This is a genomic window from Algoriphagus sp. (assembly GCF_046296635.1).
Classification (GTDB): Bacteria; Bacteroidota; Bacteroidia; order Cytophagales; family Cyclobacteriaceae; genus Algoriphagus.
Genome location: NZ_JBKBKZ010000016.1, coordinates 26,547 through 42,119 on the forward strand (window position 1 = coordinate 26,547; position 15,573 = coordinate 42,119).

Genomic DNA, 15,573 nt, shown 5'->3' on the forward strand with positions numbered 1-15,573 from the left:
CAAATGAAATTGACCCAATTGTCAAAAATGCAATCAATAATACTCTAATAGTTTTCATATGATTATAATTGTTTTTAAGCGGTCATATGGAATCTCGCATCGATTATAATCATTCCTCTGTGTGTCGCTCAGAGTCATGCTCGATTTCATGTTTATAAAATTAGATTTTAGCCAATTAGCAGCTTGGCTTTTAGCTGCGAAAAAAGATATTAACCGGTTTAAAACTTAATTTATCGGCAAGCTTGTTTTTTTTTGTAATATCAAAATAAATTTAAGTTTTTTTCCGAAATATTTTTTATAATCCTAAGGTTAATAAAATTCAAGGATTTTTAACCTGATTTTTTCATTCGCAAATCAATTCCTTTATCTTGAAAACATAAGTGAAGGAATCCATGAATCGAGACGAAAACCTAAAACAGCTCCAAAACACTGAAAAAATCTGGGACATTGCCGTTATCGGCGGTGGATCTTCCGGGCTTGGAGTGGCCCTTGATGCAGTTTCCAGAGGACTTTCAGTCGCACTTTTTGAAAAGGCGGATTTTGCCAAAGGCACTTCAAGCCGCAGCACCAAACTCCTGCATGGAGGCGTCCGATACCTCGCCCAAGGAGATGTTTTTTTGGTACTGGAGGCACTTAGAGAGCGAGGACGGTTGATCAAAAACGCTCCTCATTTAACCCAAAATCAAGCGTTCATCATCCCAGTTTACAACCGTTGGGAGCGGATACAATACAGCGCCGGACTCAAGATGTATGATTACATGTCCGCCAATCTCAGTTTGGGTTCCTCACGCTATATTTCAAAGGATGAAACGATAAGTCGAATGCCCGGAATCAATCCCAAAGGACTTTTTGGAGGGATTGTGTACCATGACGGGCAGTTTGATGATGCACGTTTGGCGCTTTCGATTGCTCAGACTGCAGACCATGCCGGGGCTTGTGTTTTAAATTATGCCAAAGTGGTTTCTCTTGAAAAAGATTCTTCAGAGAAATTGAAAGGTTTGATTGTCCAGGATATGATTTCCAAGAAAAAATATCCAATCAACGCCCGAATGATAGTGAATGCAACTGGCGTTTTTGCAGACAAAGTTCTTCAAATGGATAATCCTGATGCAGCAAAAACTATTCAGCCAAGTCAAGGAATTCATCTGGTTTTGGATTTGGATTTTTTAGGGGGAAAAGATGCACTAATGATTCCTAAAACTCGAGACGGGCGGGTGCTTTTTGCAGTCCCTTGGCAGGGAAAGCTGGTAGTTGGGACGACTGATACCCTTCGGGAAAAGGCCAAACTTGAGCCCGAGGCTTTGCAAACGGAGATTGATTTTGTTTTGGAAACCGCAGCGGGATATTTGACAAGGAAGCCTACACGGGCTGATGTTAAGTCGGTTTTTGCGGGACTTCGACCATTGGCGCGACCAAAAGAAGGCAGCACTAAAACCAAAGAAATCTCCCGCTCCCATAAAGTCATTGTTTCAGAAAGTGGCCTCGTGACGCTGACTGGAGGAAAATGGACCACCTTTCGCAAGATGGGAGAAGATACCGTGGAGTATTTTCCAAAAATTACAGGATTGACTATGGAAGTGTCTCGGTCCAAAGATATTTTGCTCCATGGATTTACCAAGTCCATTCCAAAAGGCCACTGGGCAGTTTATGGATCAGATGCCAGATTAATACAGGAATTGGCAAAAGCAGACCCTAGTCTATCTGAACTGGTTCATCCTGACTTTCCGAATATTATGGCTGAGGTAGCTTGGGCGGTACGAAATGAGATGGCCCTGAAGATTGAAGATGTGCTTTCAAGGAGAATTCGCATGCTGATTTTGGATGCTCAGGCAGCTTTGGATTCAGCGGAAAAAGTGGTGAACTTGATGGCTTCCGAACTTGGAAAAGAAGAGGTCTGGATTGAAAAAGAGTTGAGCGATTTTAGAAAAGTGGGGGAGAAGTATTTGATTAAGAGCTGATTTTATAAATCTTGAATTACCATTAACCCATTAACCCAAAACATGACCCAAAATAAACCCTACCTCATGGCTTTGGATCAGGGGACGACCAGTTCCAGAGCCATTGTTTTTGATAAGCAGGGCCAAATCGTCTCAGTGGCCCAAAAAGAATTCAAGCAGTACTTCCCTCACCAAGGTTGGGTTGAACATGATGCAAATGAAATCTGGACAAGTCAATCGGCTGTAATGATCGAGGCTTTAGTCGACAAGGATATTCGAGCGGATCAAATAGCAGCCATCGGGATCACCAATCAACGTGAAACAACGATTGTGTGGGATCGAAAGACAGGCAAACCGATTCACAAAGCGATCGTCTGGCAGGATCGGAGGACTGCGGCTTTTTGTGATCAATTAAAGGAAAAAGGTCATGCAGAAATGATCGCAGAAAAGACCGGTTTGATCATCGATGCCTACTTTTCCGCAACCAAAATTCGATGGATACTCGAAAATGTGAAAGGGGCTCGTGACCGAGCTGAAGCGGGAGAATTGGCTTTTGGAACGGTGGATTCTTGGCTGATTTGGAAACTTACTAAAGGTCAATCTCATCTGACTGACATCACCAATGCCAGTCGCACGATGCTTTTCAATATTCATTCGCAGCAATGGGATCAGAAGCTTTTGGATCTTTTCGATATTCCAAAATCCATGCTTCCGGAAGTCAAGACTTGTAGTGAGGTGTTTTGTGAGACGGCTGGTGATGTTTTGCGAGTGAAAATTCCAATCGCAGGAGTTGCCGGGGATCAACAGGCAGCGCTTTTCGGGCAACTGTGCATAAAGCCCGGTATGGCAAAAACGACTTATGGCACGGGTTGCTTTCTGGTGATGAACACCGGAAAGGAAGCCGTTCGGTCAAAAAATCAATTGTTGACAACTGTCGCTTGGAAGATTGGTGATGAAATCAACTATGCGCTTGAAGGTTCTGTTTTCATTGGTGGAGCTGCGGTTCAGTGGCTGCGTGATGGATTGGAGCTTTTCAAAAAAGCCTCCGAAACAGAAAAGTTAGCCATGAGTTTAGACGATAATGACGGGGTTTATTTTGTTCCTGCACTTTCGGGTTTGGGAGCACCTCATTGGGATCAGAATGCAAGAGGTGCATTTTTTGGGATTACCCGAGGAACAACGATTGCTCATATGACCCGGGCGGCTTTGGAAGCAATAGCGTATCAAGTCTACGATGTCTTAAAAGCCATGGAAAAAGACAGCGGCAAACCGACCCAAGAACTTCGAGTTGACGGAGGTGCGACTGCCAATAACTTCTTGATGCAGTTTCAGGCCGATTTGTTGGGATGTGAAATCAAACGCCCGAAAATTATCGAAACTACAGCAATTGGGGCGGCATTTCTCGCAGGATTAGCAGTTGGATTTTGGAAAGATCGGGATGAACTCCAAGCGCTGTGGGCAGCGGACCGAAGTTTTGAACCGGAAATGGCTAAAGAAAAGAAGGAGAAGTTGATTCACTTTTGGCATAAAGCAGTAGAACGATCTAAAAACTGGGTAGAATAATATGCATCCACTTATCGCGGAATTTATTGGAACTGCAATCCTGCTATTGATGGGTTCAGGAGTCGTAGCGAATGTGCTTTTACCTGGCACCAAAGGTCATGCAGGGGGATTGATGGCAATTACCACTGCTTGGGCTTTGGGTGTGTTTTGTGGAGTAGTAGTCGCAGGACCATACAGTGGGGCACATTTAAATCCCGCAGTTACGATTAGTCTAGGGATCGTAGGAAAATTTGACTGGGCTTTGGCTCCTGGATATATGCTGGCCCAACTTGGAGGAGCCATGATGGGTTCGTTTTTGACTTGGTCGATGTACCGGGATCATTTTAATTTAGAAAAAGATCCTTTACTCAAGCGTGCACCTTTCTGCACTGATCCTGCGATTCGAAATTTCAGTACCAGCTTGACTTCCGAAGTTATCGGCACATTTGTCCTGATTTTGGTGATTCTTTATATAGCTGGCGCAAAGCTGGAAGACCCAACTGGCACTCCCATTGGCTTGGGCTCTATTGGTGCCTTACCAGTTGCTCTTTTGGTATGGGTGATTGGCTTGTCTCTTGGAGGCACGACAGGCTATGCGATCAACCCTGCCCGAGACTTGGGGCCTAGAATAATGCATCAGATTTTACCAATCACTGGAAAAGGGAGTTCCGACTGGGGATATTCTTGGGTTCCGATCGTAGGTCCGATTATCGGCTGTGCTTTGGCTGCGATGTTATATTTGTTAGTAGGAAGTTAATGGATAAACATCTTTAAATTAGGGGAATGGAACTGGAAAAAAGGAAAGAGGATCTTATAAAATGGATCGTTCAAATTGAAAGTGAGCAACTGCTTGGGAGTTTAGAAGAGCTGAAAAAGCAACTAGAGGGTGATGCTCTTCCTGCTGAAATATCTGAATTATTGGATCTTTCTAATCAAACCCCAGATGAAAACTTAATTCGTCATACAAAAACAAGAAATGTATTTGGGGAAAAATGAATAGAATTGAGATTTTTTGGACTCCTCTTGCAAGACAGTCTTTACAAGAAATGCCCACGAGAAAATTTCACACACAGGGGGACGATTATTTTGGGCATTCCATATGGCCTTTAAAAATCAAATTGTAATCATATGAAACAGTTGACTTCCTGACAAATATTTGGAATAATGAGGTCGTTGATAATTTTTTTGAATTGGTCGATCAAAAGATTGAAATAATACAGGATCATCCCAACATTGGATTTAAGATCAAAAAATCCGAAATCAGAAGGATCCTAGTGCATCCTAACATTTCCTTGTTTTATATTTTTCAATCGCCCCGAATAAAGATTCTTCTGATTTGGGATAATCGGCAGAATCCGAAAAGATTAAATGAAAAGCTAAAAAGTCTTGAATAATGCATTATCAGTGATCATAATCCCCAAAAAGACGTATATTTGGGGGTTACGATCACTGAATATGCATATCAGAAGAGAGTTATTCGATATTTTAAATCAGAGAATTGATTTTAAAAAAGCTATTATTCTTTTAGGTCCTAGACAAGTCGGTAAAACAACTTTGATTAAAAAGTTGGCGGAACAACTCCAATCGACTTATTTATACTTAAACGGGGACGAGCTAGCTGTTCAAAACGCACTAGTTTCCCCAAGTCTTGCCTTTTTAAGGAGCTATCTGGGTGATAATAAAGTGGTAGTCATCGATGAGGCTCAGAGAATTCAGGATATTGGATTAACGCTAAAGCTGCTAATTGATAATTTTGAAGGAGTTCAGTTATTGGTCACAGGTTCATCCGCTTTGGAGTTGGCAAATTCAATAAATGAACCTTTGACGGGAAGAAAATGGGAGTATCAACTTTTTCCGCTATCCTGGTCTGAATTGGTGAATTCCTTAGGGTTTCCAAAATGTCACGCTTCTCTTGAAAATTATTTGATTTTTGGGACCTATCCAGAAATAATTAAATCGGAGGGAAGAGAAATTCCTGTACTTACAAATCTTGCAAGCAGCTATTTATATAAAGATTTGCTCAGTTTTCAAGGTATTCGAAAACCGGAACTTTTAAATAAAATCCTTCAAGCTTTGGCTTGGCAAGTCGGTTCAGAGGTTAGCTACAATGAATTGAGTCAAACGGTTCAAGCAGATAAACAAACCGTCCAGCACTACATGGACCTCCTCGAAAAAGCTTTTATCATTCAAAGACTTGCTCCTTTTTCAAGAAATCTAAGAGGAGAAATCAGCACCAGCAGAAAAGTGTATTTCATTGATAATGGAATTCGCAACAGTATTATCGGGAATTTTTCTCCTATCTCAGGTAGAAATGACATTGGAAGTCTTTGGGAAAATTATCTTATCTCCGAGCGCCAAAAGTTGCTCAGCTATCATGGATTTTATGGCAGAGTCTATTTTTGGAGAAATGTAAGGGGTCAAGAAATTGACTATATAGAAGAAATTGATGGAAAAATTTATCCGTATGAATTCAAGTGGAATCCCAAAGCCAAGGTGAAACTACCTTCAGCATTTATCGAAAATTATTCTCCAGAACCTATTCAGGTAATACACCGCGAGAATTTTTGGGAGTGGCTTCAGACTTACTCGTATAAGTAAAAGCACTAAACATTGTCTCGTCGCAAATCCGAAATCCGACTTCCGAAATCAAAAATTGTTGTCTCGCTTCTCAGGAAAACATCTCTTCAATCAGCTGAGAATAAAACTCTTTAACCTCCATTCCAATAGCTCTAATTTGTTGAGAGATCAGGCTAGTCTCCGTTTGTCCGGGCACAGTATTGATTTCTATAAAATAGAACTTGCCTGTTTCGTTTTGAAGAAAGTAATCGATTCGGACTGCTCCCTTGCAATTGAGTTTTTCATAGACTTTGGTGACGATTTTTCCAACTCTACTTATTTCTTCTTCGCTCATTCGACCCGGAGTAATTTCCTCACAAACTCCCGGGACATATTTGGCTTCGTAGTCAAAAAACTCCTTGCTGCTCACGATTTCGGTTGTTGGCAAAACGGTAATTTGTCCTTTGCCTTTGAAGACTCCAATAGAAAATTCACGTCCAGAAACGAATTCCTCTACAAGGACTTGCTTGTCTTCAGCAAAAGCTTTTTCAAGTGCTTCCGGAAGCTCCTTCCATGTTTTCACCTTGCTCATCCCAATTGAGCTTCCACCATTATTAGGTTTAATAAAAAGAGGTAAAGTCAATTCTGCAGCTATTTTCGAAGCATTTTCAGGCAAATTCTCAAAAAGTTGAATCGATCTAGCCACATTCAATTCAGGAATATCCTGCACAATTGCCTTGGTGTAGCCCTTATTCATCGTGATCGCAGAAGTCAGCTGATCGCATGTAGTATAAGGAATCCCAAGCATGTCAAAATATCCAGCCAATTTCCCGTCCTCTCCCGGTGAACCATGGAGGATGTTGAACACCCCGTCAAAAGTGATTTTTTCATCGCCCAAGCTTATGCTAAAGTCATTTAGGTCAACCGGAATTTTTTCTCCTGTTGCATTCAAATAATGCCAATCACCCGGATAGATTAGGATTTTGTACACATCGTATTTCTGGCGGTCAATGGTTTTTTCGACGACTGCGGCACTTTTCAGTGAGATGACTGACTCTCCGGTGAACCCTCCGGTTACTAGGGCAATTGTTTTCTTCATAGCTGGGGAAGTTTACGATACGAAGTAGCTTATTTTCTCTTAACCCTCCAAGAGTTGCGAACCGATGAAGGCTTTATTTATATTCGCTTCCTGAAATTCAATCGTTTTACCCAAATAAATGATAGCATGATTAAAAGTTGGAAAATACAGGGCTTTACTCTGGTTTTTACACTAGGCCTAATTCTGGGCTTACAAGCCCAAAGTCTTAAAAAAGTAACGATGGAGGATGTCTTCAAAAAAGGCACCTTCTCCCAAAAGTCCGTCTATGGCATCAATTGGATGAAAGACGGGCAGTTTTACAGCTCCTTGGTGCAAAGATCCGGAGCTGCTGCTGTGGTTAAAATCAACCTAGCAACGGGTCAAGAAGCCGGAGTTTTGTTGGATGGACGTGCATTGGGAGTCAATTTTTCCTCCTACAGCTTCAACGCCGACGAATCAAAAGCCTTGATCGCAACTGATGTGGAATCAATTTATCGACGTTCATCGAAGGGAGTTTTTTATGTTGTGGATATGACCTCCGGCCAAAAGCAGCAATTGATGAACGGAGAGAAAATCTCCTATGCTACCCTTTCTCCTGACAATGACAAAGTGGCTTTTGTTAAAGAGAATAACCTGTACATGGTCGAATTGAAAAACAATAAGTTAACTCAAATCACAACGGACGGAGAGTGGAACAAGGTCATCAATGGTGCAGCTGATTGGGTTTATGAGGAAGAATTTTCCATGGCGCAGGCTTTCAAATGGTCTCCTGACGGAAAGAAAATCGCATTTATCCGCTTTGACGAAACACAGGTTCCTGAATTCAACATGCAAACTTGGGGGCCACTTTATCCTCAGGATTACAAATTCAAATACCCAAAAGCCGGAGAGAAAAACGCTCTAGTGAGCATTCATGTGTATGATTTGCCTTCAGGAAAAATTCAAAAAGTTGATTCCGGGACAGAAACAGATATTTATTTGCCAAGAATCTATTGGACCAAAGACGCAAATCAATTGGCTTTTATCCGAATGAATCGCCTGCAAAATCAATTGGATATTTTTCATGCAAATGCGACAACTGGTGAAAGCAAGCTGATCATTTCCGAGACTTCCAAAACCTATGTGGATTTGGACTATAACGATGATTTGCAATACCTGAGTGATGGTAAAACTTTTATCCGAACCTCAGAGCAGGATGGTTTCAAGCACATCTATCACCACAATCTGGACGGAAGTCTGATTCGTCAAATCACTTCTGGTAAATGGGAAGTAAGTTCCATGGTTGGGATAGATGAAAAAGCGAAGAAACTCTATTTCATCTCGACTGAGGCTTCACCTTTGGAGCGCAATTTCTATGTGATCAATCTGGATGGAAAAGGCAAAAAGCTCCTTACTCCAGCCAAAGGCACTCATACGATTAATATGAGTTCGGATCATAAATTCTTCATTGATTATTATTCAACGACTGCCAATCCAGTGAAAGTCACGCTGAATGATGTTTCAGGAAAAGAGATCACAGTTTTGGAAGACAATCAAGCTTTGAGAGATCAGTTGGCAGGTTTTGCTTTGGGTAAAAAGGAATTCTTCACTTTCCCGACAGTAGATGGAACTGCGCTTAATGGCTACATCATTAAGCCTGCAGATTTTGATCCGAATAAGAAATATCCAGTGCTGATGTACGTCTATGGAGGTCCGGGCTCTCAGAATGTGTTGAACTCTTGGGGAGGAACTCGTGACTTTTGGCATCAGCAATTGGCAGCTGAGGGTATTATTGTGGCATGTATTGACAATAGAGGGACGGGCGCAAGAGGACGTGATTTCAAGCATTCTACCTACGCCAATCTAGGAAAATTGGAAACTATCGATCAGATCGAAGGAGCCAAGTATTTTGCAAAAATGCCCTTCGTTGATCCGGCTAGAATCGGAATTTGGGGTTGGTCGTATGGTGGATACATGTCTTCGCTTGCATTGATGAAAGGAAATGATGTATTCAAAACTGCCATTGCCGTAGCGCCTGTGACTACCTGGAGATACTACGACACGATCTACACCGAGCGATATCTACAGACTCCGCAACTCAATGCAGCAGGATACGACGACAATAGTCCAATCACACACGTGAATATGCTCAAAGGAAATTTCCTGCTTATTCATGGCACGGGTGATGACAATGTTCACTTCCAAAACTCCGTCGACTTGGTTAATGCCCTAATCTCCGCCGACAAGCAGTTTGAAACTTTCTATTACCCAAATAGAAATCATGGAATTTATGGTGGAAATACCACTTGGCACTTGTACACTCAAATGACAGATTTCTTGAAGCGAAAGCTATAAAAACTAGAAGTAATCAAAAAAAAACCGCAGGATGAAAATTCTGCGGTTTTTTTTGTAGCGTAACCGATCTACAAACCGTCTCGAAATCAAACACTTTTATCAACCAAAAACGCTTATGATGAAAAACGTATTTAAGATTCTCTCAGCTTTGCTTTTAATTATTTTTTCCTTCTCCTGTCAGGAAAATGAGGACCCAGAAAACTTCCTTAATCAGGTGGGATTTGAAGGGACTTTGCCTGATGGAAGCAATTTTGGAATTACTGATATTCGGTCCGGAAATGGAAGTGGGTCAATAGGAATAAATGGGGTTTATCAAGGTTACCATAGTTTGGGGATTCGGACATCAAATCTCGAATGGAGCCTAAGCATTGAATCACCTCGAAAAAATTTCCCAAACACTCCTAAGTTGGGAGAAAATGTACCAAGACAAGAAGTAATTGATTACTTCAATGCTAATTATCCTTACGAGGAAGTTTTAACTGCTTTTTTGAATGAAAAGTCTAAGGCCGATTCAGATGTTAGCTACACTAGTTATGAGCAGATTAGGGTCCAACTGGCCAATCAGAAAAAATTCTTCGCATACTTGCCAGAGGCCTTTTCCCCACTACGCGGTGGCAAAGTCCGAGTTCTTGCAGTTAATGAAGGAATGATTAAAGATCTGGGCGGAAACGACATTCGTAAGATCGATGTCACGATCGAATTTGATTTGCCGATGAAAGCCTCTGATGCGAGCGTTGAAGTCCAGGAAGGTAATTTGAAAGGTGTAGGTCGGTTTAGATATCGGGAGGATTTCTATCAGGGAGAGTTTGAAAAGTTTGATTAATTGATCTGAGTAGATCCTAATTTGGAAGGAAAGTGACTACTTTTCCTTAAGCGATTTCCATCGGATTAATTAATTCTAATCCTTTCACCTTTTTAAAATCTTTTAAATTGTGAGTTAGCAGAGGTGCTCTTAAACTTATTGCTGATGCAGCAATTATGGCGTCGGGGACTTTTATTCCAGTTGATTTCCTAATTTTTATAGTTTCTATCTTGACTTTTTCAGTCAATTCTACGCGTTCAAAATTGGTTAAAAAACTAGAAATGATCTTCAACTCTGTTTCGGGAAGATGTTGCCATGACAAAAGTTCAATTTCTGAGATAATTGAAAAATGAGGCTTATTTTGATTCAGTTCCTTGATCAAAAAGCTTTTTGATGCCTCAGGAAGCAAACCTCTAAGGAAAAAAATGATTGCATTGGTATCCCAAATCACTGCTCCCAATTTCTTAATTCAGCAATCTCTTTTTCTATTTCAGCGATAGGTGCTTTAGGGAGGGCACCGCTGTATTTTTCCCAATCCACAGCGTGAGATGAAGGTTCACGATGGATTTCGATCAGTTTCTTATTAACTAATTCTTGAAGCTTTTTTAAGGCTTTTTTGTCGAGAATATTAATGGTCAGCTTTTCCATGATTCAATTTACAATTTATGTGTATACGCTACTTTGCCATTTGATCAAAAACGATAAGTGGATATAGGTTCAAACGCTGAAATTTAGGCCAACTTCCGTCTTCCGTCTCCGGTCTTCCAGCCCCTAAGCTGTGGAAAATTCGACTATTGGCAAAAAGCGTATCCATATTACAATTTAATCTGATCCAGATAGAACTTCATCCGACTGTGGTCACGTTGCAAATATTCGATGCGGTCGATTCTGTCTAACTTGTGATTATAGAAAACTTCGACGTATTCGTCTTCAAGTAAATAAAGATTAATCTTATGTCTGTAATAGCGGATACCCACCACAAAAGTACCCTCAATAAAGAGGGTTCTAATTTTTTGATGGATTGGTAAACTGCTAAACTCTTCCCGACTCATACACTTCCTTTTACTTCACAATGACTTCAATTTAGACAAATTGGTTCGTCTTTTTTATCATAAAATTCATAAAATAGCCAATGGTTTGATGCTCATCGATGAATCTTTGTTTTTTGTGCATTTTCTTTAAATCACCATTCATCGAAAACCTAAAACAAAAAACCTCCGGTTTTGGCCGGAGGTTGGGGTGTTACAACTTTTCTTAATTCCCTTATTAATGAGCGACCAGTTGAAATTCTTTGATCGCCTCACTGAAGTCTAATACCTCAGTTTCTTTCAATTCTCCTGCAACAATACTTGATCCTGCGGCAGATCTGTAGCCACCGGCACAATGCACAACAACAGGTTTTGAAGTAGGGATCTCTTTTGCTCTTTCCCGTAATTCCTGAAGCGGAATATTGATTGCTTCATCGAAAATCGGTGCGGTTGCATGTTCATCTCTACTCCGAATATCAATGATTGTAAACTGTTCTTTATTGGCTTTGAACGCTTCCAAATCAAATGAATTCCCCTTTTCGGTCATTCCAGCTGGATTTACTACTGCGCCTTTGATCAATTGCTCGTAGCCGATTTTTGCGGCCTTGGAAATCAAAATCTCCAACTCTACAGCTGATTCCGCCACTAAGAAGAATTTCTCATCCGGGCCGACGATCGAGCCAAGCCAGGTTTCAAATTTTCCACCATTCATAATATTGATTGCGCCGGCTATATGTCCTGCTGCGAAATCTAAATTGTTTCTGGTATCAATTATTAAAGCATCGGCTGGTAAAGTGGAACCCTCCGGCCAAATGCTCACCTGAGAAATCGATCGCTGATAAGATGGCGCACCTTTCTTGTTCATATCGACATCATAGCCGAAGTATTTTGGAATGTAAGGCTGACCTTGAAGTAAAGAGTCTATGAAGGTTTTTTCTTCTAAATCATTAAAAGCCCAGTTGGTAGCTCGTTGTTCCCCAATGGTAGATTGACGTGCATCACTCAGGTTTTTACCGCAAAGCGAACCCGCACCATGGGCCGGGAATACCAAAACATCATCGGCCAAAGGCTTCAATTTATCCTGAACCGTGTGGTACATCATTTTAGCGAGATCCTCCCGCTGAGCTTTCATGTTTCCAGCTTTTTCTCTTAAATCAGGACGACCTACATCGCCGATGAAGAGCGTGTCACCGGAGAATAGCGCATGGTCTTTTCCATTTTCATCTTTCAGCAAAATACTGATTGAATCCGGCGAGTGACCGGGAGTGTGTAAAGCATGAAGGGATATTTTTCCCAATTGAAATGAACTTCCCTCATCAAATCCTACATGTGGATATTCTGCTCCGACCAATTTAGACACATAGATGGTGGCATCCTCATTTTTGTGAAACTCCAAATGTGAGCTCACAAAGTCAGCATGCGGGTGAGTTTCGATTACCGCTACGATTTTGGCATTATTTGCTTGCGCAAAATCTGAATATTGTTGAGGATTTCGCCCTGGATCAACCAACGCAACTTTCCCTTCGCTCAAAATGGCATAGCTTGCGTGAGCTAACCCTTCGTCATAAAATTGTTGAATATTCATAGTTACTATTTATTGTTTCTGAATTATGATACAAAGGTAAAATGAGAAAGGCTGCGATTTCGGTGACGATAATCACTTTAGAAATCGAGCAGTACCAAATCTCACATGTTAGGATTATTATCACCATTGCGAGATTATACCTTGATAAAACCAATCGTACCACTTAAACTTGGAAAACCATAAAAGTATTCCATTGAGCATTCAAAAAGCATTTTTAAAACTCTTTCCAATTTTTCTCATTTTGGGTGTTACCTTCACCCAAAGTTGTAAATCCAAGAAACTAGCAAAAGATAATCCTGCATTTACGGTTATTGAAACTGCCAAAAGCTATCGAGGTACGCCATATAGGTATGGAGGAACCACCCGAGCAGGAATGGATTGCTCGGCTTTGGTTTTTCATTCCTTTTATTCAATTGGCATTAACCTTCCACGAATATCGGCCGACCAAAGTAAACTGGGTCAAAAAGTCAATGTCAATCAGGTAAAGACCGGGGACGTTTTATTTTTTGCCACCGGCAAACGGAAAAATCAAGTCACTCACTCAGGAATAGTAACGGAAGTGAACAGAGGTGAAGTCCGTTTTATTCATGCATCGACCTCACTTGGCGTGACTGAGGACTATCTCAGCAGCAAGTATTGGTCAAATGCTTTTCTTTTTGCGAAGCGATTATTAGAATGAGAGAAAATTAGTCCTAGGGTCTTGTATCGGTTCTCATTAAGATTTGGCTGAACCATATTGGATTAATTTTCCAAATATCCTTTGGGATTAGGCTTTTCTGCTTAATTTTGCGCTCGAATTAAAAAAGCGGATCCCTTTTACATTTCAAGCAAAAAATGGCAAATATTGGAAAGATAACTCAGGTAATCGGCCCCGTGGTGGACGTTTCCTTTGAAGGCGGTAAACTGCCAAACATCCTTGACGCACTGGAAGTGACCAAAGAAGATGGTCAGGTAGTCGTAATGGAAGTGCAGCAGCACCTTGGCGAAGACAGAGTAAGAACCATCGCAATGGACGCATCCGAAGGGATGGTACGTGGCATGGAGGTAAGAGATTTGGGTCAACCGATCTCTGTACCCACTGGCGAAGCTATCAAAGGAAGACTTTTTAACGTGGTAGGAGAGGCAATCGACGGCCTTCCTCAAGTTCCTGCCGGCAAAAGACTTCCAATTCACAGATCCGCACCAAGATTTGAGGACCTTTCTACTTCTACAGAAGTACTTTACACAGGTATCAAAGTAATTGACTTGATCGAGCCTTATGCAAAAGGTGGTAAAATTGGTCTTTTCGGAGGTGCTGGTGTTGGTAAAACAGTTTTAATTCAGGAATTGATCAACAACATCGCTAAAGCATATTCCGGTCTATCCGTATTTGCAGGTGTAGGTGAAAGAACCCGTGAAGGAAATGACCTTCTTCGGGAAATGATCGAATCTGGTATCGTGACTTACGGTGAGGACTTCGTTCACTCCTTAGAGACTGAAGGCGGATGGGATCTTTCTAAAGTTGATCTGAAGGAGCTTGAAAACTCCAAAGCAACCTTCGTTTTCGGTCAGATGAATGAGCCTCCTGGAGCGCGTGCTCGAGTGGCTTTGACAGGATTGACACTTGCTGAATATTACCGAGATGGTGATGGCACAGGTCAGGGAAAAGACATTCTATTCTTTATTGACAATATCTTCCGATTTACTCAAGCAGGTTCTGAAGTGTCCGCACTTCTTGGGCGTATGCCATCTGCGGTAGGTTACCAGCCTACTTTGGCCACCGAAATGGGTACCATGCAGGAGCGAATCACTTCTACAAAGAACGGTTCGATCACATCTGTGCAGGCAGTTTATGTACCTGCGGATGATTTGACTGACCCGGCTCCAGCGACGACTTTCGCTCACTTGGATGCAACTACTGTACTTTCCCGTAAGATTGCCGAATTGGGAATTTATCCTGCGGTGGATCCTTTGGATTCTACATCCCGAATTCTTTCTCCTGATATCCTTGGAGAAGAGCATTACGGATGTGCACAGCGAGTGAAAGAGATCCTTCAGCGTTACAAAGAACTTCAGGATATCATTGCTATCCTTGGTATGGAGGAACTTTCTGATGAGGATAAGCAAATCGTACACCGTGCAAGACGTGTGCAGCGATTCCTTTCTCAGCCTTTCCACGTGGCGGAGCAGTTTACAGGTTTGAAGGGAGTATTGGTTGATATCAAAGATACCATCAAAGGCTTCACCATGATCATGGACGGTGAGTTGGATCACCTTCCTGAAGGAGCGTTCAACCTAGTAGGTAGCATCGATGATGCCATTGTCAAGGGTGAGAAAATGCTTGCCGAAGTAAGATAATTAGTTAATGGTTATTACTTATTGGTCGATACAAGTATTTGGAAACCAATAACTCCTAATCTAATAACTCAATAACCAAACATCTATGAAGTTAGAAATCGTCACACCGGAGAAGCGAGTTTTCCAAGGAGAAGTGTCCGAAGCCAGTTTCCCTGGCGCTGACGGTTCATTTCAGGTATTGAATAATCACGCTCCGATCGTATCTGCTTTGGCAAAAGGTGCAGTATCATTTACCACAGCAGAAGGCAAGCTGTCTATCCTAGTAGATGGCGGAGTAGTCGAAGTAAAAGATAATGTAATTGTAGTCTTGGCTGAGAAAGTAATCGGCTAAACTTCAATTCCACTATATAAAGAAAGGTCCAACTCGCAAGGGT

Annotated in this window: 15 protein-coding genes; 10 read left to right on the plus strand and 5 right to left on the minus strand. The window is 41.5% G+C overall.

What is annotated here, in order from left to right; all coding sequences use genetic code 11:
- The first annotated feature begins 392 nt into the window (after positions 1-392).
- The 5 genes from ACK4HU_RS12765 to ACK4HU_RS12785 all read left to right on the plus strand — a co-directional run bounded on the left by ACK4HU_RS12765 (position 393) and on the right by ACK4HU_RS12785 (position 6,077).
- Entirely contained in the window at positions 393-1,958 is a 1,566-nt protein-coding gene (locus ACK4HU_RS12765; protein WP_409807321.1) for a glycerol-3-phosphate dehydrogenase/oxidase, read from the plus strand.
- Between the two features lie 42 nt (positions 1,959-2,000).
- Positions 2,001-3,500, plus strand: a complete 1,500-nt coding sequence (glpK, locus tag ACK4HU_RS12770) for a glycerol kinase GlpK (protein ID WP_409807323.1) — start codon at positions 2,001-2,003, stop codon at positions 3,498-3,500.
- Between the two features lies 1 nt (position 3,501).
- Positions 3,502-4,236, plus strand: coding sequence for an MIP/aquaporin family protein (locus tag ACK4HU_RS12775; RefSeq protein WP_409807325.1), 735 nt, complete (start codon positions 3,502-3,504; stop codon positions 4,234-4,236).
- A gap of 26 nt (positions 4,237-4,262) precedes the next feature.
- The gene (locus ACK4HU_RS12780) at positions 4,263-4,475 is read left to right on the plus strand and encodes a hypothetical protein (protein ID WP_409807327.1); all 213 of its coding nucleotides are present in this window, start codon (positions 4,263-4,265) and stop codon (positions 4,473-4,475) included.
- 459 nt (positions 4,476-4,934) lie between these two features.
- Positions 4,935-6,077, plus strand: a complete 1,143-nt coding sequence (locus tag ACK4HU_RS12785) for an ATP-binding protein (protein WP_409807328.1) — start codon at positions 4,935-4,937, stop codon at positions 6,075-6,077.
- A gap of 70 nt (positions 6,078-6,147) precedes the next feature.
- Here the strand turns inward: ACK4HU_RS12785 and ACK4HU_RS12790 are convergent, their stop codons facing one another.
- A complete protein-coding gene (locus ACK4HU_RS12790) occupies positions 6,148-7,134 on the minus strand; it encodes a D-alanine--D-alanine ligase (protein ID WP_409807329.1) in 987 nt (328 codons plus the stop codon).
- Between the two features lie 126 nt (positions 7,135-7,260).
- On the opposite strand from ACK4HU_RS12790, the gene ACK4HU_RS12795 reads away from it, so the two are divergent.
- On the plus strand, positions 7,261-9,447 hold the full coding sequence (locus tag ACK4HU_RS12795; RefSeq protein ID WP_409807331.1) for a S9 family peptidase: 2,187 nt from the start codon (positions 7,261-7,263) through the stop codon (positions 9,445-9,447).
- 115 nt (positions 9,448-9,562) lie between these two features.
- Positions 9,563-10,270 (plus strand): hypothetical protein, encoded by a 708-nt coding sequence (locus tag ACK4HU_RS12800; protein WP_409807333.1) that lies wholly within the window; start codon positions 9,563-9,565, stop codon positions 10,268-10,270.
- Positions 10,271-10,316: 46 nt separating this feature from the next.
- On the opposite strand, the gene ACK4HU_RS12805 is transcribed toward ACK4HU_RS12800, so the two are convergent.
- From ACK4HU_RS12805 to ACK4HU_RS12820, 4 genes are all read right to left on the minus strand, one after another.
- A complete protein-coding gene (locus tag ACK4HU_RS12805; protein ID WP_409807334.1) occupies positions 10,317-10,700 on the minus strand; it encodes a type II toxin-antitoxin system VapC family toxin in 384 nt (127 codons plus the stop codon).
- Positions 10,697-10,897 carry a hypothetical protein gene (locus ACK4HU_RS12810; protein WP_409807336.1) on the minus strand — a complete coding sequence of 67 codons (201 nt, stop codon included), beginning with the start codon at positions 10,895-10,897 and terminating at the stop codon, positions 10,697-10,699. The genes ACK4HU_RS12805 and ACK4HU_RS12810 overlap by 4 nt, the downstream gene beginning before the upstream one ends.
- A 167-nt stretch (positions 10,898-11,064) precedes the next feature.
- The gene (locus ACK4HU_RS12815) at positions 11,065-11,301 is read right to left on the minus strand and encodes a hypothetical protein (RefSeq protein WP_409807338.1); all 237 of its coding nucleotides are present in this window, start codon (positions 11,299-11,301) and stop codon (positions 11,065-11,067) included.
- 214 nt (positions 11,302-11,515) lie between these two features.
- Positions 11,516-12,862 (minus strand): MBL fold metallo-hydrolase, encoded by a 1,347-nt coding sequence (locus ACK4HU_RS12820; protein WP_409807339.1) that lies wholly within the window; start codon positions 12,860-12,862, stop codon positions 11,516-11,518.
- Positions 12,863-13,031: 169 nt separating this feature from the next.
- Between ACK4HU_RS12820 and ACK4HU_RS12825 the strand changes: the two genes are divergently transcribed.
- The 3 genes from ACK4HU_RS12825 (at position 13,032) to atpC (ending at position 15,530) form a co-directional block, all read left to right on the plus strand.
- Positions 13,032-13,541, plus strand: coding sequence for a C40 family peptidase (locus ACK4HU_RS12825; protein ID WP_409807341.1), 510 nt, complete (start codon positions 13,032-13,034; stop codon positions 13,539-13,541).
- A gap of 155 nt (positions 13,542-13,696) precedes the next feature.
- On the plus strand, positions 13,697-15,199 hold the full coding sequence (atpD, locus tag ACK4HU_RS12830) for a F0F1 ATP synthase subunit beta (protein WP_409807343.1): 1,503 nt from the start codon (positions 13,697-13,699) through the stop codon (positions 15,197-15,199).
- Positions 15,200-15,284: 85 nt separating this feature from the next.
- Positions 15,285-15,530, plus strand: coding sequence for an ATP synthase F1 subunit epsilon (atpC, locus tag ACK4HU_RS12835; RefSeq protein ID WP_409807345.1), 246 nt, complete (start codon positions 15,285-15,287; stop codon positions 15,528-15,530).
- The last annotated feature ends 43 nt before the right edge of the window (positions 15,531-15,573 follow it).